We start from the raw sequence: 17,113 nt of genomic DNA on the forward strand, positions 1-17,113 counted from the left end.
TGCTCAATGCACCGAAGCGTCCTCGCTCTCGGCCTGGCGCTCTGCCTCGTTCGCCGCTGCCAGCGCCGTGGCGTCCGCCGACGTCTGCACGGTCTGGCGATAGCGCTCGTAGGCTTCGTCGGCGTAGCGGATGCGTTCGCGGCCGTGCGGGGCCGGCGCGCCGTCCACGCCGAGGTTCACGAACACCATCTTTTCGATCGTCAGGATGCTCTTGCGCGTGATCTTGTTGCGCACTTCGGCACGCAGCGTGATCGACGTGCGGCCGAAATCCGTGGCCGTTATGCCGAGCTCGATGATGTCGCCCTGGCGCGCCGAGCTCACGAAGTTGATCTCCGACATGAACTTGGTCACCACGCGCTGGTTGTCGAGCTGGCAGATCGCATAGATTGCGGCTTCTTCGTCGATCCAGCGCAGCAAGCTGCCGCCGAAGAGCGTGCCGTTCGGATTCAGGTCTTCAGGCTTGACCCACTTGCGAGTATGAAAATTCATGGCTGGTAGCTCCCCGATATGTGATTTGTCCCCAGCTCGCAGAGACGAACCTAGGGTTAACACTGAGATGTTACCAGAGATAGGGGTTTACCCTATGTATTTCAATAGCCCGCCAGGGTCATCCGGGGAAAAAGGCGCCGGTGGCTGTCAGCACCTGCCGCGCGGCGCTCAGCGACTGGCGTGCCGCTTTCGCATCCGCCGCCACGCGCAGCAGGCCGCCCAGTTGCGTCGGGTCGCGCGCCAGTTCGCGCAGGACAGGGAGTACCGCCGTCGTGCCGTCGTCGCGCAAGCCGGCCATTGCCGCCTTCGGCAGGCTGCGCCAGGCCGGATCGACGATCGCGCGGCATACCGCGAACGGCGCGCCATGCGCGGCCGCGGCCGCGGCGGCCAGATGCGATTCCATGTCGACGGCAAGCGCTCCGCACGCGCCGAACAGCGCCGCCTTGTCTGCCGCACCGGTGAGCGGCGCGGCAACGGCCGCCTCCACGCCGCGCCGCGTTTTCGCAGCGAGCGGCGAGGCCATCAGCGCGTCGGCCATGCGCGCGCTCCACGCGGGGTCGGTCGCGACGCGCCCGAACGGCCCTTCGATCGCTTGCGCGATCACCAGGGTGCCCGGCTCGAGATCGGGCGCAAGACCGCCCGCCGTGCCGAAGCTGACGATACCCGCCGCGCCGTCCTTGAGGGCCGCCGCGAGCGCGCTCTGCAGCAGATCGGCGCGCGCGGCGTAGACGGCGCGCACACCGTCCAGCCCTTTGCCCGCGGCGATGCCCGCCTCGAAGGCCATGCCCGTCACCGCGATCACGGGCAGGGCGCGCACCTTGACACCAGCCGCCACGCTCACAGGCCGACCGTGACGCGCGTCACGCCCGCGCGCTTGAGGCTGCGGTAGCGCGCAAGCGCCCACAGCGGGAAGAACTTGCGATAGCCGTGGTAGCGCAGATAGAACACGCGCGGGAAGCCAGTCGCCGTGAAGCGGGTTTCGTCCCAGAGGCCGTGGTCCTGCTGCGTCTTCTGCAGATACTCGATGCCGCGCGCAACCGCCGGATGATCGACCGCGCCCGCGGCCATCAAGCCGAGCAGCGCCCACGCCGTTTGCGAAGCGGTGCTGGTGGCGCGCTCGTAGCCGCGGTATTCGAGCTTGTAGCTCGTGCCGTCTTCGCCCCAGCCGCCGTCATCGTTCTGGATCTGCACGAGCCATTGCACCGCGCGCTTCATGCGCGGGTCGTCGTGCGCGAGGCCGGCCGCGTTGAGCGCACACAGCGCCGTCCACGTGCCGTAGATGTAGTTCATGCCCCAGCGGCCGTACCAGCTGCCGTCGGCTTCCTGCTCTTCGAGCAGGTAGTTGTACGCGCGGCGCGCGTGCTCGCTGGCCGCCGGCATTTCGCCGAGTTGCGCGAGCATCGAGAGGCAGCGGCCCGAGACGTCGGCGGTCGGAGGATCGAGCAGTGCGCCGTGGTCCGAGAACGGGATGTTGTTCAGGTAGTACTGCGTGTTTTCCGGCTCGAACGCACCCCAGCCGCCGTTGCTGCTCTGCATGCCGACCACCCATTCACGCGCGCGCTCGATCGGGGCGTCGTAGGCGTTTGTGTTGTCGAGCTTGTCCACGCGGTCCATCGCGGCCACGACCACGGCCGTGTCGTCGACGTCGGGGTAATGCGGGTTCGCGTACTGGAACGCCCAGCCGCCGGGACGCACCGCCGGCCGGCGCGAGATCCAGTCGCCGCGCACGTCGAGAATCTGCAGCGGACGCAGCCATTCGAGGCCGCGGCGCGCGGCTTCCTCGGCGCGGGCGTCGCCGGTTTCCAGCAACGCGTGCGCCGCGAGCGACGTGTCCCACACCGGCGAAAGGCACGGCTGGACGTACGCTTCCTCGGTGTGAACCGTCACCAGCTTTTCGAGCGACTGGCGGGCGATGGCGCGATGCGGATGATCGGCGGGATAGCCCAGCACGTCGTACATCATCACGGCGTTGGCCATGGCCGGGAAGATCGCGCCCAGGCCGTCTTCGCCGTTCAGGCGCTCGTCCACGAACGCCACGGCGGCGTCGATCGCACGCTGGCGCAGGTAGTTCGGGAAAAGCGGATCGGTCACGCGCAGCACGCCGTCTACGGCGCGGAAGAAGCCGAACCAGCCCTTGCTCTGGTGCGGCGAGCGGGTGTTCAGGCCCACGCTCACCGGCGCGCCGTGGAACAGCTCGTCGATGCGCACGCCGCGCGGATTGCGCGCCACCGGACGCTTCGCGCCCAGCACGAGCAGCGGCACGATGACCGTGCGCGCCCAGTACGACACCTTCGAAAGATGGAACGGGAACCACTGCGGCAGCAGCGTGATCTCGACGGGCATCATCGGGACTGCGTACCACGTCACCACGCCGAAGAGCGCGAGCAGGATGCGCGTGAACACGTTGACCTGCTCCGCGCCGCCCGCCGCGAGAATCGCCTCGCGCGCGCGCACCATGTGCTCGGCGTCCTCGGCATCGCCGATCATCTTGAGTGCGAAGTAAGCCTTCACGCTAGCGCTCACGTCCATCGCGCCGTCGGTGAAGAGCGGCCAGCCGCCGTCCGGCAACTGGATGCGGCGCAGGTAGCGCGCGATCTTCTGTTCGAGCTCGAGGTTGGCTTCCTCGCCAAGGTAATGCACGAGCAGCACGTATTCGGCCGGAATCGTAGCGTCCGCTTCGAGTTCGTAGACCCAATGGCCATCGGCGCGCTGGTCGGCGAGGATCGTGTCGGTCGCGCGCGTGACGGCAGCGTCGAGCGTTGCGAGCGGGGTGGCGACCGGTGCGGCCGTCTCGCCTGCAAACGCGGGAGCGGGCGTCGCCTCGACCGGCGCGTCGGCAACGTCAGCGCCGCTTGGGCGGCTGACGATGTCTTCGGTCGGCATGGCTTGGGATAAATCGTTCATCTACGTTCCAAATTTTCGGTCAGGAGCAGCTCGGCGGCCTTGCGGCCCGAGCGGATCGCTCCTTCGATCGTCGCGGGCAGACCGGTAGCCGTCCAGTCGCCTGCAAGCATCAGATTGTTCCAGCGCGTGCGCGTCGCGGGGCGGCGCCATTCCTCGTCGGGCACCGCGGCGAAGGTCGCGCGCGCATCGGCGCACACGCGCCACGCGGGCAGCGGCTCGAGCGGCAGCGAGGCCGCCTCGGCCACGTCGGCCCACACGCGGCGCGCGATCTCCTCGGGATCGAGGTCGAGCACGGCGTGCGCGTCGTGGATCGTCGCCGAGAGCCGCCCTTCGGCCGTGCACAGCCAGTGGGCCGTGCCGTTGACGAGCGCCATCGGCGTGACGAGGCCTGGCGGCGGCGCCACCGCATAGTGCACCGTGACGATCGCATTGTGGCGCTGCGGCGCCTGCAGCGAGGGCACGAGCGCCGCTGCGGCCGCGCCGGGCACGGCCAGCACGACCGCTTCGTCAGGAGCGAGCGTGATCCGCCCGTCTGGAAAATCGAGTGCGGCGACGCGGCCCGCCGCGTCGTCGTACACGATCTCCCGCAGTGGTGCGTCGAGGCGAATCGCCGCGCCGCCGTGTTGAAGCATGCGCAAGGCCGGATCGACGAACGCGCTGGAAAGCCCTCCGCGCGCTGCGAGCGGCCGGAATGACTCGCCGCCCGCCGCAAGCGACTCGCGCAACATCGCACCGGCTAGTTCCGCGCTGCCCACGCGCGGCTCGACATTGAGCGCCGTGAGAAAGAACGGGTGCAGCAGCCGGTCCCAGAGCACGCCTTCGCAGCGCATGGTCTGCGCCATCGTGCGGCCCGGCTTGGCGAACAGCAGCGGCAACAGCCCCAGATAGTCGGCGGCGCGCGTACCCGGCACGCGCGAGCGCGCATCGCCGATCCAGAACGGCATGCGCGAGCGCGAGAAGCGCACCGTCCAGCGCGAGCACGCGGCGATATCCATGAACGCGAAGCCCGGCTCCGTGGGGCCGGAGAGCGCGTCGCCGGCGCCGATCGTGCGCACATATTCGAGCGTGCGCGCATGCCCCGCCAGCACCAGATGATTGCCCGTGTCGAGCGTCGCCGAAAGCGTGCGGTCGTAGTACGAGCGGCAGCGCCCGCCTGCCTGGCTGGCGGCCTCGTAGAGCGCCACCTGCACGCCGCGCCGCTGAAGCCGCACGGCCGTCGCGAGGCCCGCGAGCCCAGCGCCGATGACGTGGACTAGCCGAGGCATCAGAACAGCGCGTAACGCGCGACGATCCACATCAGCCGTGCGCGCGGCTTGCTGACTTTCGTGCGCGGCAGGTCGAAGCCGCGATCCACGGTGCGCTCGAGCAGCACGCGGTAGACGCCCGACATGATGCGCGGCGCCTTCACTTGCGCACGGGGCGCGGCATCCATGATCGCGTCGGCTTGCGCGAAGTGCGCGCGGGCGCGCTGTACGAGCGTCTCGCATACGCGCGGCAGCGACGGGTCGGCGGCGATCGTGTGCGGATTGCCAGCGGCGATCCCTTCGCGCGCGAGCAGTTCGCGCGGCAGATAGCAGCGGTTGATGTCCGCGTCTTCGTCGATGTCGCGCAGGATGTTCGTAAGCTGCAGCGCGCGGCCCAGATGGTGCGACAGCAAGCGGCCAGGCTCTTCCTGCATCCCGAAAATTCTCACCGACAGCCGGCCCGCGGCGCTCGCCACGCGGTCGCAGTACAGGTCGAGCGTGTCGTCGTCGGGCGCGCAGATGTCCTCGGCGGCGTCCATCGCCATGCCGTCGATCATCGCGTGGAAGTCTTCGCGCTGGAGGCCGAACGTATGGATGTGGCGCGTGAGCGCCGCAAGCGATGCGCGCGGCGTACCGGCATAGCACGCGTCGATGTCGGCGCGCCATTGGTCGAGCCCCGCCGCGCGCTCGGCGCGCGGCAGGTCGCTGTCCGCGATGTCGTCGACAGCGCGGCAGAAGGCGTAGACCTGATACATGGCGTCGCGCTGCGCAGGAGGCAGGATCCGCATCGCCAGATAAAACGAGCTGCCCGACGAAGCGGCGGCAGCGTCGGTTTGTTGTGTATCGTCCACGACGAGATTGGAAACAGCCAAGACGATCTCCGCTGGGGGGCGCCCTCAACGGGCGTTCGACTCTATTCGGGCCCGCATTGCCGCGGGTCGCCCGCGCGCGCGGTCACGCGCGAGGCACCCGACCCTAAAATGGCTCGCCAGGTGGCGCGCAAGGCCGGAAACGGGCAAAAGTATATCAACCTTTGGGTCGCACCGCAGTTGAGTCAAGGGCGCGTAGCCCCGGAGCATGGGGCGATGAGGGGATTGAGGCGGGGCCGTCCGCGCCCCGGGAAGCATCAGGCAAACTTCAGGCGAGCGCGACCGAGCGGTTGCGCCCCTGGCGCTTCGCGGTGTAGAGAGCGGCGTCCGCCTCGTTGATCATGCCTTCGTAGTCGGGCGCACCTGTGCGCGCGGTGGCGGCGCCGACGCTAGCCGTCACGGGCACGATCACACCCTGCACCTCGATCGGCTCGTCACCGATCGTGCGGCGGATCTTCTCCGCCACGTAGAGCGCGTCGTCGAGCGGCGTGCACGGCAGGAGCAGCGCGAATTCCTCGCCGCCGAAGCGTCCGAACACATCTTGCTTGCGCACCACGCCTGATACGCGCTGCGCCATCGAGCGCAGCACCGTGTCGCCGGCCACGTGGCCGAATTCGTCGTTGATGCGCTTGAAGTGGTCGAGGTCGAACAGCAGCATCGAAAGCTCGCCGCCGTAGCGCTGCCAGCGCAGGAATTCGTCGGCAAGGCGCGTTTCGAAAAAGCGCCGGTTCGCGATGCCGGTGAGGCCGTCGCGGTCGGCGTATTCGCGCAGCTTGGCCACGGCTTCCTCGCGCTCACGCTGCATGACGCTCACGTGCGTGACATCCGAGATGGTCACGCACACGGCGATCACGTCGCGCCCACGCATGAGCGGCATGAAGGTGCAGTCCTGCTGCATGTAGTCCACGCCGCCCGTGATCGGCCGGTCATGGTCGAACTGGAACAGATACGGGCGCTGTTCCCACGAGCTGAACGCAAAGCTGCCCAGCTGGAACACGCTCTCCACCTTGCGCGTGAGCCACGCGCGCGGCAGGTCGGGGAAGCGCTCGAAGATGGAGCGGCCGATCACGTCCTCGGCCGTCACGCCGCTGTGGTCCTGCATGAAGCGGTTCCAGCTCAGCACGTTCATCTCGCGATCGACGACGAAAATGCCGAACCCGACCCGTTCGACGACGAGATCCGCTAGCGATGGCAACCCGGCTGGCTCGTTCATAGGCTGTGCAACAACGCGTCGATGGCCCGGCTCACGACATGGATCGACTCCTCGGCCATCAGCATGACGAGGTGGGCGCGAAAGCGCTGATCTTCCAGCGCGAAATTGACTTCGACGAGGAGGGCTACGTCCCAGGCGAGCAGGCCGGGCTGAAACACCTCGTCGAGCATGATCGCCTCGCCGAGCAGGCCCGGCTGCGAAAACACCGGCATGCGGCCGAGCTGGTCGAGCATCGACGAGACGCACGCGCCTGTGAGCGCGTTGGCGACGTCGAACATCAGCTCTTCTTCAGTGAGGGCGTCGTCGCCGATCGTGGCGTAGGGGCCGCCGACCAGGCTGCCGAGTTCGGCGATCTCGCCGCTGCGGCAAATCACCAGCGCCTCGCCCTTGATCTCCGAGCGAAAGCCCTGGCGCACGGCCGCGACCGGGCCGTCGATACCGGTCATCTCGCGCAGCGCCGCCGCGGCTTCGGACACGGCGACCACGCGAACGCGCGGCACCGAAAGCTCGATGAAGGCGTTGAGCAGCCCCGACAGTCGCGTCGCTGCCTGCCCCATGCCGAGATTGGCGATCTCCTGGAGCGCGTCGCGCTGGAGTTCCGTGAACACTCGATCAGGCATACAACCCGTACTCCTTCAGGATGGGCAGCAGCGCCTCCTGGGTGACCGGCTTTGCGACGAACGCCGCCGCGCCGAGCGCGTGCACGCGCTCGCGGGCACGAGGCTGGACGTCCGCAGAAACAACGATCACGAACGTGTTCAGGTCTTCATGCTGCAACGCTTCGAGGACCTGGAAGCCCGTCAAGTCGGGCATCGTGAGGTCGAGGAACATGACAGCCGCACGACCGGCGCGGTAATGAGCCAGCGCTTCATGTCCGTTCGACGCGTACGAAATCGCCACGTCCCAGTCCTCGGGCAGCGCCTTCGTGAGCACCTTGCGGGCTAACAGCGAGTCATCGGCGATCACGATGGGCAAGGACATGGATATGCTGGATGAGTGTGCGTTGGACGGAGTGCGTTTCGACGGATTAACGGCGGCGTGGGCAATTACTTTAGGGAAACTTCAAAGAAAATTGCGAACCGGCCGAATAATGCATAACGCATGAACGGACCCGCGCGCTGGCGTGCCAACGCAAGGCGCATGGCCGCGCCATCGCCCTGCTGTCACCCGATCGATACCGGCAACCCGTGCGCCGGTCGTGAAGGCCCTCGTCTGCATATCTGCAGCCACCCCGTCGCATGGCCATGCGCCTTTTCGGCGGGCATGGCTTGCATGCGTATGCGTTATTTATCTTGTTCGCGATTCTCGAATCAAATTGAATCAAATGCAACTCGCCGTTAATCAATCAACGAATGAAATTGACTCATCCAGCTTAATTTTTGGAAATAAATGATCCACCCATTAAATAAAGAGCGTCGATTATCCCTTTGTGGTACGTTTGCGCTTCGCCGATTTTCGCGAATTCGGCATGAAGGAAGAGGAAAACCCCTGGGCGGCGAACTTGCCACACGATGTTTGCGGCGCTGCGGGTATGCGCTGGCCGTCGGGGCGTCATCGCGGTCGTTTATCATGTCGCAAGCCCCACCGCCTTTTCCCTGCTTTTCCGTACGATGATTGCTGACCGGCCCGAGCGGCCAGACGAACGCACACCCCTGCCGCCCCCTGCCGACGACGCGCCGTTTCCGGCCGCGCCGGGCCACGACTTTACGGTGCGCCGGCGCACGCTGCTCGCGCTGCTCGTCGCGGCGATCGTGCTGCCGTGCCTCTACGTCGCCGCCATGGCGTACAACGACCTGCGCGCGCGCGAAGCCGACGCCACCGACACCACGCTGCGCACCGTGCGCGTGGCCGAAGAGCACGCGCTCAAGGTGTTCGACATGAACGAGGCGCTCGACGCGCGCGTGGTCGACCTCGTGCGTGGCCTGAACGACGACGGCATCCGCGCCAGCGAACCGCAAATCCACGAAAAACTCGACGCAATTGGCGGCGGCTATCCGCAGGTGGCCGCGGTGTCGGTTTTCGGCAGCGACGGCGACCTGCTCGCGAGCAGCCGCTACTCGCCGCCGCCGCCCGTGTCGATCGCCGCGCGCGACGACTTCGCCGGCATCCGCGACGGCCGTGTGATCGACCACGTCTCGCGCGTGATGCAGGGCCAGGTGAGCGGCGAGACCGTATTCAACATGGGCGTGGCGCGCCTGAACGACGCCGGCGAGTTTGCGGGTCTCGTCTCGGTCGCCTTGCGCCCCGGCTATTTCAGCTCGTTCTACCGCGACCTGCTCGGCCCCGGCTCGCCAATGGCGCTCGGCCTCGTGCGCAGCGACGGCACGATCCTCGCCTTCGATCCGCCGCCGCGCGCCGACGCCTCGGTGATCACGCCGCGCTCACCGCTCGGCGCCGCGCTCGCGCGCGGCACCGAGTCCGGCGTCGTGCACATGCATTCCGCGCTACTCGACAGCAATGTGATCCTCGCGTTCCGGCGCGTGGGCGCGTACCCCGTCTACGTGACCTGCGCGTATCGCACGCCCGAGATCTGGGCGGCCTGGTACCGGCACCTGAGCGTGCTCATCATCTCGATGTTCACGCCGTCGATCGCGCTGTGGTGCGTGATCTGGCTTTCGCTGCGGCGCCTCGCCGCCGAAGAGGAGGCGTGGGAGCGCTGGCAGGCCGAGGCCTCGATGCGACGCTCGATCGAATCCGCCTACCGGCAATCGCGCAAGATGGAAGCGCTCGGCAACCTCGTGGGCAGTGTCGCGCACGACTTCAACAACCTGCTGATGATCATCTCGGCCAACGTGCAGATCGCGCGGCGGCGCGGCGCGGCGGCCTTCGAGCGCGAACTCTCGGCGGTCGAGCGCGCGCTCAAGAGCGGCCAGTCGCTCACGCGTCAGCTGCTGGGTGTGGCGCGCAAACAGCCGCTGCGCAACGAGACGATTCACGTCGGACGATGGCTGCCGGCGGCGCGCGAACTGCTGCGCGCGTCGCTGGGCGCGAAGGTGTCGCTCGTCGTCGAAGTCGACGACGACGTGTGGCCCGTGCTCGTCGATGTGGCTGAGTTCGAACTTGCGCTGATCAATCTCGCCGTGAACGCACGCGACGCCATGCCCAACGGCGGCCGTTTCACGGTGCGCGCGCGCAATATCAGCTTCCGGCCCGACGAAGGCTTCCCGCTCGACGGAGACTTCGTGCACATCACGCTCGAGGACACCGGCACCGGCATGCCGCCCGACGTGCTCGCGCGCGCGTTCGAGCCGCTCTACACGACCAAGTCGAAGGGCACGGGCACCGGTCTCGGGCTGCCGCAGGTGTTTGCGTTCTGCGAGCGCACGGGCGGCCTCGCCGCGATTGACAGCGCGATCGGCGCGGGTACGACGGTGCATCTGTATCTGCCGCGCTCCCTCGTCGAGCCGCCGGCGCCACGGCCGAGCGAGCCGCGCGAGGAAAGCGCCGAGGTGCAGCACGGGCTGAGCGTGCTGCTGGTGGAGGACAACGACGAAGTGGCCGCCGGCACCGAGGCGCTCCTGCAGATGATGGGCCACCGCGTAACCTGTGCGAGCGATGCGGCGAGCGCGCTGCAACGGGTCGAAGCGCCGCTTGCCGAGGGCGAGCACACGCCGCGCTTCGATCTCGTGCTATCCGACATCCATATGCCGGGGACGATGAACGGCATCGATCTGGCCGAGGCGCTGCAGGGACTCGAGCCGGAACTGCCGGTGATCCTCGTGACGGGCTACGCGGAGGAGCTCGAGCGCACGCGCAATGCCGATGTGCGCGTGCTGTCGAAGCCGTTCGACATCGCGCTGCTGGAGAAAATGCTCGAGGCCATTCGCGAGGACCGCCACGCGCGGACGAAACACGAGCACGACGCGACGCTCCAGAGCCCGCGGGCATGACGGAACGCGAATGACACGCCTCGCGGCACGAGGCTTGCGGCAGGCAGCGCGACCCGCTGAATCAGGCGGTTAGACGTGATGTGGCGTCACGCGCGGCATGCGCCAACCGAAGCACAATCGGCGCATGATGTAAGCGAGCGTCGCCATCTGGCGAAGGAGGCTGCCATGAAACAGACCGTGACCGGCGTTTTCCAAACCTACGACGAGGCACGCCACGCGCAGGACGCGTTGCTGCAACGCGGCTTCGCGGCGGACGACATCGACCTGCCGGCGCGCGCAGAAGGCGTGCTGGCCGGCATCGAGCGGCTCGTAGGCAGTTTTTTCTCATCGACGGGCGACGCGCGCCGAACCGCCGAGGCCCAGACCGGCATGACGCCGCCGCCGGGCGAAGCCGTGCGTATCGGCGTGCATGTGAGCGACGAGGCGCACGCGAACCTCGCATACGAGACGCTGCGCGAGGAGCACGCGACGGAAGTGGCGCTACGCGGCACACCGTGGGCGTGGCCGGCGACGGATCACCCGGTTGCGCGCGAGCACTCGGCGCTCGACGAACTGGGTCTCTCCGAGTTCGCCGATGCCATGCGCCGCCGTGCCGCGCAGAGCGAAGCCGCGCGCGAACACGCTGCCGTCGAACCCACGCTTGACCCCACCGTCGAATCGATGCGGCCGACGAGCGAGGCCGAGGCGACCGTGCTCACTTCCGCAAGCGCGCCCGGCGCGGGAGCGGTGATGGGCGCGCATCACGTGGACGTGCCTGCCGCGCCCGAAACAACGCGGCCCGCAGCAGGCGCCGCGCCGCAGATTCCGGACGAATTCCTCGAGTACGAGGAAGACTCGCCCGAGCACCACAAGGACATGCCGGGGCAACGGCGCACCTTGCACTGAGCCCCGCTCGCGCGATGTGGCGTTGGTCGCGATCAGGCGTCAGCGGCCGAGCTGGCGCTTGATCCAGGCTACGTACTTATCGACGAAGCCTTGCAGGAACTTGCGGGTGTCCTCGCTGACGATCTCGCCTTTCTCGTTGATGCGGCTCGTGTCGTGCTTGATGAACATCTCGGGCTGCCCGAGCACTGCGACGTCGAGATAGGCGAGCACGTTGCGTAGATGCTGCTGCGAGAGGGCCGTGCCGGTCGCCCCCGGAGACGTGCCGAGCACGGCGCCAGGCTTACCGCTCCACGAATTCGTGCCCCACGGCCGCGAACCCCAGTCGAGCGCGTTTTTAAGGCCACCCGGAATCGAGCGGTTGTATTCGGGCGTGACGAAGAGCAGCCCGTCGGCCGCTTCGATCTGCTGCTTGAAGCGGCGGGCCACCTCCGGATAATCGGCGTCGTAGTCCTGGCTGTAGAGCGGCAGCACGCCGATGTCGAGATACTCGAAAGTGAAATCGGCGGGAGCCAGCGATGTCACTGCGTGCGCGAGTTGCCGATTGAATGAATCCTTGCGCAGACTGCCGACCACAACCGCGATCTTGTAGGCCATTTCGGTTTCCTCGGAGGTGCGCGCGAAGCGCATGGATGGAAACATCATCATAGACGCGTGCGCATTCCGGCGATGCGCACGCGCGCGGGCCAGCCCGGTATCAGCGGGCGCTGTGGATAACAGGGGGTAACGCGAATTTATCCACAGATTTTGGGCATAAGCTTGTGGACAACTTACGTGGAGTGCTGATGAATACGGGCTTCGCGTGGGATTCGTCTGCAGGTTAGCAAAGATGCAATTTCCGTGCGCGCATGGCGATGACTGCAACTCGTCCACGCGTGAGGGCTTTCGCGCCGGCGATTCACTCGCTTTTAGCGCGTGCGCAATCCAGCACATCTATCCCTACGATTTCAACCAAGCAGGGCCGCGACGTTTTCAGTCGGGCGGCCGATCACGGCGCGGCCATCGCGTACGACGATGGGCCGCTGCAGCAGAATCGGATGCCGCGCAATTGCTTCGTACAGCTGATCATCTGTGATACCGGGTGCGTCGAGGCCGAGCGCCGTGTACTCGGTTTCACCGGTGCGGATCATGTCGAGTAGCGGGCCGCCCAGCATCACATGCAGCGCCTTCAGTTGGTCGACGGTGAGCGGTTGCTTCAGGTACTCAATCACCTCGACTGGCTCGTTCGCGTTCGTGGCGGAGACCAGGTCGCAAGCCGCACGGGACTTGGAGCAGCGGGGGTTGTGGTAGATCGTGATCATGACGTCAGGCGTACGAGAAGGGGAGTGGTGGGTGACCGTCGGTGAGACCGGGGAATCGCTGCAATTTTACCGGTGGGAGAGGCTGATGCGTACGCATGTCGCTGCAACCGACGGGCACGGGTCTTTTGTCACCGGCTGCTGCCATGTTGTCGTGCTTCGGATTCGCAGGGAGGTTCAATCGGTCACGCGCTTGTTTGAGACGCGCTGATGCGATGGGCGGGATGCTGTCTTTATGCGCATAAAGCTGTGAGGTGGGCGCGTTATGCGATCGAGGTACGCCTTCAATCGAGCGCGTCGTCTCGGCAAATTTTCGTGCCGCGCGCGAACGCTCTGCGGCATCCGCACAGACCCGCGTCCGACCTTTATGCGCATAAACCTTGTCCGAATGGCTAATTCGGCCGCGAATAACGCCAAAAATCATTGAACTGAAAAACATTCCAGGTAAAATCCCAAGCTAATAGCAAAAAGGAGAATACCAATTGGCAGCAGAGATAATCGCAGTCACGCAACAAAAGGGCGGGGTCGGCAAGAGCACGATCGCGATGCATCTCGGCGCGGCCTTTCACGAGAAGGGGAAGCGGGTGCTCGTCGTGGATGCCGACGGCCAAAACACGCTAGTCCATTGGGCCAGTGCATCAGCCGACGGTGACACCGGCATCCCTTTCCCGGTGGTCAATCTCTCCGAAGCCGGTGGCCAGATCCACCGGGAGATCAAGAAGTTCATCAACGACTACGACGTGATCGTGGTGGACTGCCCGCCGTCGATTACGGAGAAGGTCTCTGGCGTCGTGTTGCTCGCCGCCACCGTCGCCGTCATTCCGACTTCGTCCTCTCCGGCGGATTATTGGTCGAGCGTTGGTCTCGTAAAGCTCATTCAGCAGGCCCAGGTCATGAACGAAGATCTGCGCGCGGTATTCCTGCTGAACAAGACCGAAGAGAAGCGCATGCTCACGCGCGAGCTGAAGCGCGCCCTGGAAGAACTTGGTTTCCCTCTGCTTAGAACGCAGATTCCCACACGTGAGGCGTACAAGCAGGCGATGGCATTGGGCCAGACCGTTCTGCAAATGAACGACCGCGGCGCTCGCCTCGCCGCAGTGGAAGTGCGCGCATGTGCCGACGAGATCGCGGCGATGCTCCCCTGACTTTATGCGCATAAAGGACCCTGAATGAAACCCTCCCAATTCGCCAAAGGCTTTCAGGCTCGGCCTGATACGACGAGCAGCGAAAAGCGCACTGCACTCGACCGCCTCAACGCCATCGACGGGCTCGTCGAGGACAAGCCGAAGACGAAAGAAGTGGCTGGACGTTCGAGTCAGCCAACCCTTGTGACTGGCTTTGAATCCGCGCTCGAGCCTGTTCCCAGCGACGCGCCCGGCCTGGAAAACGAGTCGATCGAATACCGCGCCTGGCGCGTCGCACACGGCTATCGTCCGGGGCAGATCATCGAGTTGCCGCTGAAGGACATCAAGCCGAGCCCCTTCAATCCGCGTCATTTTTATTTGAAGGCGTCGATCGCAGAACTCGCTGTCAATCTCGCGAAGCAAGGGCAGCAGCAGGCGATCCATGTGATTCCCGACTACGCGTCGCCGGGCAGCTACTACGTAAGCGACGGCGGCCGCCGCGTGCGGGCGCTCAAAGAAGCGAACAAGGAAGTCGTCAAGGCGATCGTCGTCGACCTGCCGATCGGCATTCAGAGCTACAAACTCGGTTACGACCTGAACGTCCAGCGCGACTCCCAAACCGTCTTCGACAACGCGGTGGTGTGGAAGCGATTCATCGACGAAAAGCATTTTCAGAGTCAGCGCGAACTTGCCGATCACCTCGGTCTCGATGAATCGACGGTCGCGGTTGCGCTCTCGATCGGCAAGTTGCCGGAATCGGTCATGCAGGAAATGGTGGCACGCCCGGACCGCTTCGGCTCGAACATGGCCTATCAGGTTGGGCGCTATCACGGAGCGCGCGGCACCGATGCGACGCTTCGGCTCATCAACCGCATCGTGGCCGACGACCTCAGCACGCGTCAGGTGGCGGATATCGTGAAAGGCCGGGCGAGCGCGCAGGAAAGCCCGAAACCGGCTGGGCGGCAACGCTACGCCCAACGGCTGGAGATCAAACTGGATGGTGTGGCCGTCGGCGACCTGAAGTCATATGGCGACGACCGGCTCGAACTGCGGCTGAAGGGACTCACCAAAGATCGACGCGATGCGATTCTTCAGCAGATCGAGCAGATCTTGAAGACGAAGTAATGTTGGAAATTTTGTCGACGGCCGCCATGCATCATCGGGCGGACCGTCGACGACAGGACGGGATCGTTCCACGTCTGACAGATCGGCCGAACGGCCACTACCACCGCCCGCCTTGCGCGGGCCGGCTACATAGGAAGGTCAGGCTGCGCGCGTCTGGCTCAGCGTGAACGCGAGCAGATCGCCATCGGTCGGCTCGCCCCAGGTCTTGCGCGCGAGCCAATCGAAAAACGCCGTGTCGGCCAGCTTCGATTCCAGCCCGCGACGACGCCAGTCATCGCGCAAATGCGAGCCCAGTCCCGGCAGTTCATCCGTCTCGAACGACTGACGCGCAAGCTCGCGCTCCATGTCGCCCTGCTCCTCGTAGAGCGAGCGCGCTTCCTTGCGCCGATACGCCGCGTACTCATCGAGCAGCCGGGCCTTCGGGTCGTCGGCTGTCACTGCTGCGGCGGCGCTGCGGCCAACGGCTGGTGTGGCGCCGGCCGCAGTCTCGACCGGCGGCGCATAGCCCTTCTTCAACGCGTCCTTGAACAGCGCCGCGGCGCTGCGCACCGGCGGCAAGCTCGTGCTGCGCATGCGCTGCTCGGTCAATTGCAACGCGGCGCGAATGCGGTTTTCCTCGCTATCGGCGTAAAGCGACTGGGCTTCCTTGAGCGGAATGCCGATCTTGACCATGCGGTCGACGAGCGTGCTGTCGAACACATTCGGATGCTCGTCGAGCGCGAGCATCGGCTGCTTGCGCTCGGTCACGCGAAACTGGATTTCGGCGACACGACGCCCTTCGCGATGCTCGATCAACTCGACGAAGATGTTCGTCACCGCGTTGACTTCGGCAATTGCGGGCCGCAGATAATCGCGCTTGAAATACTTGTATTCGCGTTTGGCTTCGTCGCCGGCTTCGGTGTCCGGGGTCCCGGAAAGGATCGGGCGCCACCACTCCCAGGTCTCGCGCATCGTCAGATGGCTGGGGTTGGTCAGATAGCGCACGCAGATCTCGTAAAGCGCAAGTCCCGCGCTGCTGCGCAACTGGCTCTGGAACTGGAGGCTCAGGCGGGCGTACTGGACCGGATCCAGCAGCTTCTTCTTGATCTTCGGCGCGAACGAGAACTCCACCCAGACGCGACGGGTTTGCGGATCCTCGAGAATTTCCGCGTCCGCAATCAGCGTGGAGATTCCCCACTTGCGGCCGGGCTTCTGGCTCGACGTGCCCTGGCTCCATTCGACCTGCACCGACACCATGCGGCGCAGGTGCTCTTTCACGAGCGCGGTATCGTTCGAATCGAACGCCGAGTTGGCGACGATGTCGGAAAGCAGCGCACGGTAGGTGTCGCCCGACTCGTCCGCCTGCTGGGCGACAGCCAGCAAAACGTTGAACAGCTTGCGGGTCAGCAGGGTGATCTTGCCGCTCTTCGGCTGGATCGCGATCGCCTCGACGGCCTTGCGCAATTCCGCCGAGCTGGGGCTTACCACATCGGTCTTTTTCACGCGCTTCGTGGCCATGCGTCGGGTCGAGGAGAGAATTTCGCGAAAGGATACCGTCTGTGGTGATAGGCGTCTATAGGGCCTCCCTCACCATTGCCGGTGATGCGCACATCGCGCGCGCCGCTCACCGCGACACCCTCCCGTATCGCCTCACCTTTGGCCAGATGTCCTTCCAGCGGGGTGCTTTGCCTCATGCGCGATCCGGCCCGATCCCGTATTTCTGTCGGTGCGGCAAGGGGCGCCATCTACTCCCGTATTACCTCACCTTAAATATTTTCGCGCGCACGGTGAGAAAACTGGGTCCGTGGCAACGAAATCGAGGTTCCCGACCGGTCACGGCCTAAAAAGTCCGCTGCGATGCGATCGCACTGCAGCAAAACACGGCACATCGCTCGCCCAGGCTCACCGGAGAGTCCAAATTGTGGAGGCAAAGGCTGCGTAAACCGGCCATCGACGGTTCGAATCGTCGGGCGGCTAGCCATACGTGCCCCAAGGGTCCCGAATACTCTCACCTATCGTTGCGCCGGCTAAACCAACCAATCTGCTCCGGAAGGCCACCACTACGGCGGCCATGCTGCGACGGCTCCCGAAAACAC

General features: G+C 65.6%; 15 protein-coding genes. 4 read left to right on the forward strand and 11 right to left on the reverse strand.

The window, feature by feature from the left end; genetic code table 11:
* Positions 1-3 precede the first annotated feature (3 nt).
* The 8 genes from VSR72_RS37080 to VSR72_RS37115 form a co-directional block, all read right to left on the reverse strand.
* On the reverse strand, positions 4-489 hold the full coding sequence (locus VSR72_RS37080; RefSeq protein ID WP_342957191.1) for a hotdog domain-containing protein: 486 nt from the start codon (positions 487-489) through the stop codon (positions 4-6).
* A 118-nt stretch (positions 490-607) separates the two neighbouring features.
* Positions 608-1,273, reverse strand: coding sequence for a phosphorylase (locus VSR72_RS37085; RefSeq protein WP_342957236.1), 666 nt, complete (start codon positions 1,271-1,273; stop codon positions 608-610).
* 53 nt (positions 1,274-1,326) lie between these two features.
* Positions 1,327-3,393 (reverse strand): squalene--hopene cyclase, encoded by a 2,067-nt coding sequence (gene shc / locus VSR72_RS37090; RefSeq protein WP_342957192.1) that lies wholly within the window; start codon positions 3,391-3,393, stop codon positions 1,327-1,329.
* A complete protein-coding gene (gene hpnE, locus VSR72_RS37095) occupies positions 3,390-4,658 on the reverse strand; it encodes a hydroxysqualene dehydroxylase HpnE (RefSeq protein WP_342957193.1) in 1,269 nt (422 codons plus the stop codon). Before hpnE ends, shc begins: the two co-directional genes overlap by 4 nt.
* Positions 4,658-5,509, reverse strand: coding sequence for a presqualene diphosphate synthase HpnD (gene hpnD, locus VSR72_RS37100; protein WP_342957194.1), 852 nt, complete (start codon positions 5,507-5,509; stop codon positions 4,658-4,660). Before hpnD ends, hpnE begins: the two co-directional genes overlap by 1 nt.
* A 265-nt stretch (positions 5,510-5,774) precedes the next feature.
* A complete protein-coding gene (locus VSR72_RS37105) occupies positions 5,775-6,719 on the reverse strand; it encodes a diguanylate cyclase (protein WP_342957195.1) in 945 nt (314 codons plus the stop codon).
* Entirely contained in the window at positions 6,716-7,339 is a 624-nt protein-coding gene (locus VSR72_RS37110; protein WP_110383369.1) for a chemotaxis protein CheC, read from the reverse strand. Before VSR72_RS37110 ends, VSR72_RS37105 begins: the two co-directional genes overlap by 4 nt.
* On the reverse strand, positions 7,332-7,700 hold the full coding sequence (locus VSR72_RS37115; protein WP_321925897.1) for a response regulator: 369 nt from the start codon (positions 7,698-7,700) through the stop codon (positions 7,332-7,334). The genes VSR72_RS37110 and VSR72_RS37115 overlap by 8 nt, the downstream gene beginning before the upstream one ends.
* 629 nt (positions 7,701-8,329) lie before the next feature.
* Here VSR72_RS37115 and VSR72_RS37120 point away from each other — a divergent pair.
* Positions 8,330-10,609, forward strand: a complete 2,280-nt coding sequence (locus VSR72_RS37120) for an ATP-binding protein (protein ID WP_342957196.1) — start codon at positions 8,330-8,332, stop codon at positions 10,607-10,609.
* 165 nt (positions 10,610-10,774) lie between these two features.
* Complete coding sequence (locus tag VSR72_RS37125; RefSeq protein WP_342957197.1) at positions 10,775-11,494, forward strand: hypothetical protein; 720 nt, start codon at positions 10,775-10,777, stop codon at positions 11,492-11,494.
* Between the two features lie 39 nt (positions 11,495-11,533).
* Here the strand turns inward: VSR72_RS37125 and VSR72_RS37130 are convergent, their stop codons facing one another.
* Positions 11,534-12,088, reverse strand: coding sequence for an NAD(P)H-dependent oxidoreductase (locus VSR72_RS37130; RefSeq protein ID WP_342957198.1), 555 nt, complete (start codon positions 12,086-12,088; stop codon positions 11,534-11,536).
* A 350-nt stretch (positions 12,089-12,438) separates the two neighbouring features.
* Positions 12,439-12,792 (reverse strand): arsenate reductase (glutaredoxin), encoded by a 354-nt coding sequence (gene arsC / locus VSR72_RS37135; protein ID WP_342957199.1) that lies wholly within the window; start codon positions 12,790-12,792, stop codon positions 12,439-12,441.
* Between the two features lie 479 nt (positions 12,793-13,271).
* Here arsC and parA point away from each other — a divergent pair, with 479 nt between their 5' ends.
* Together parA and VSR72_RS37145 are read left to right on the forward strand one after the other, a co-directional pair.
* A complete protein-coding gene (parA, locus tag VSR72_RS37140; protein WP_233883963.1) occupies positions 13,272-13,934 on the forward strand; it encodes a ParA family partition ATPase in 663 nt (220 codons plus the stop codon).
* Positions 13,935-13,958: 24 nt separating this feature from the next.
* Positions 13,959-15,038 (forward strand): ParB/RepB/Spo0J family partition protein, encoded by a 1,080-nt coding sequence (locus VSR72_RS37145; protein ID WP_342957200.1) that lies wholly within the window; start codon positions 13,959-13,961, stop codon positions 15,036-15,038.
* A 138-nt stretch (positions 15,039-15,176) separates the two neighbouring features.
* On the opposite strand, the gene VSR72_RS37150 is transcribed toward VSR72_RS37145, so the two are convergent.
* Positions 15,177-16,535 (reverse strand): replication initiation protein, encoded by a 1,359-nt coding sequence (locus VSR72_RS37150; RefSeq protein WP_342919137.1) that lies wholly within the window; start codon positions 16,533-16,535, stop codon positions 15,177-15,179.
* Between the last annotated feature and the right edge of the window lie 578 nt (positions 16,536-17,113).

Origin of the sequence: Paraburkholderia sp. JHI869 (assembly GCF_038900775.1) — a bacterium.
In the GTDB taxonomy this organism is placed as follows: Bacteria; Pseudomonadota; Gammaproteobacteria; order Burkholderiales; family Burkholderiaceae; genus Paraburkholderia.

Coding starts and splice junctions, on each gene's coding strand:
- VSR72_RS37080 (WP_342957191.1), bottom strand. CDS start 489: ATGAATTTTCATACTCGCAAGTGGGTCAAGCCTGAAGACCTGAATCCG.
- VSR72_RS37085 (WP_342957236.1), bottom strand. CDS start 1,273: ATGGCCTTCGAGGCGGGCATCGCCGCGGGCAAAGGGCTGGACGGTGTG.
- shc (WP_342957192.1), bottom strand. CDS start 3,393: ATGAACGATTTATCCCAAGCCATGCCGACCGAAGACATCGTCAGCCGC.
- hpnE (WP_342957193.1), bottom strand. CDS start 4,658: ATGCCTCGGCTAGTCCACGTCATCGGCGCTGGGCTCGCGGGCCTCGCG.
- VSR72_RS37105 (WP_342957195.1), bottom strand. CDS start 6,719: ATGAACGAGCCAGCCGGGTTGCCATCGCTAGCGGATCTCGTCGTCGAA.
- VSR72_RS37110 (WP_110383369.1), bottom strand. CDS start 7,339: ATGCCTGATCGAGTGTTCACGGAACTCCAGCGCGACGCGCTCCAGGAG.
- VSR72_RS37115 (WP_321925897.1), bottom strand. CDS start 7,700: ATGTCCTTGCCCATCGTGATCGCCGATGACTCGCTGTTAGCCCGCAAG.
- VSR72_RS37120 (WP_342957196.1), top strand. CDS start 8,330: ATGATTGCTGACCGGCCCGAGCGGCCAGACGAACGCACACCCCTGCCG.
- VSR72_RS37125 (WP_342957197.1), top strand. CDS start 10,775: ATGAAACAGACCGTGACCGGCGTTTTCCAAACCTACGACGAGGCACGC.
- VSR72_RS37130 (WP_342957198.1), bottom strand. CDS start 12,088: ATGGCCTACAAGATCGCGGTTGTGGTCGGCAGTCTGCGCAAGGATTCA.
- arsC (WP_342957199.1), bottom strand. CDS start 12,792: ATGATCACGATCTACCACAACCCCCGCTGCTCCAAGTCCCGTGCGGCT.
- VSR72_RS37145 (WP_342957200.1), top strand. CDS start 13,959: ATGAAACCCTCCCAATTCGCCAAAGGCTTTCAGGCTCGGCCTGATACG.
- VSR72_RS37150 (WP_342919137.1), bottom strand. CDS start 16,535: ATGGCCACGAAGCGCGTGAAAAAGACCGATGTGGTAAGCCCCAGCTCG.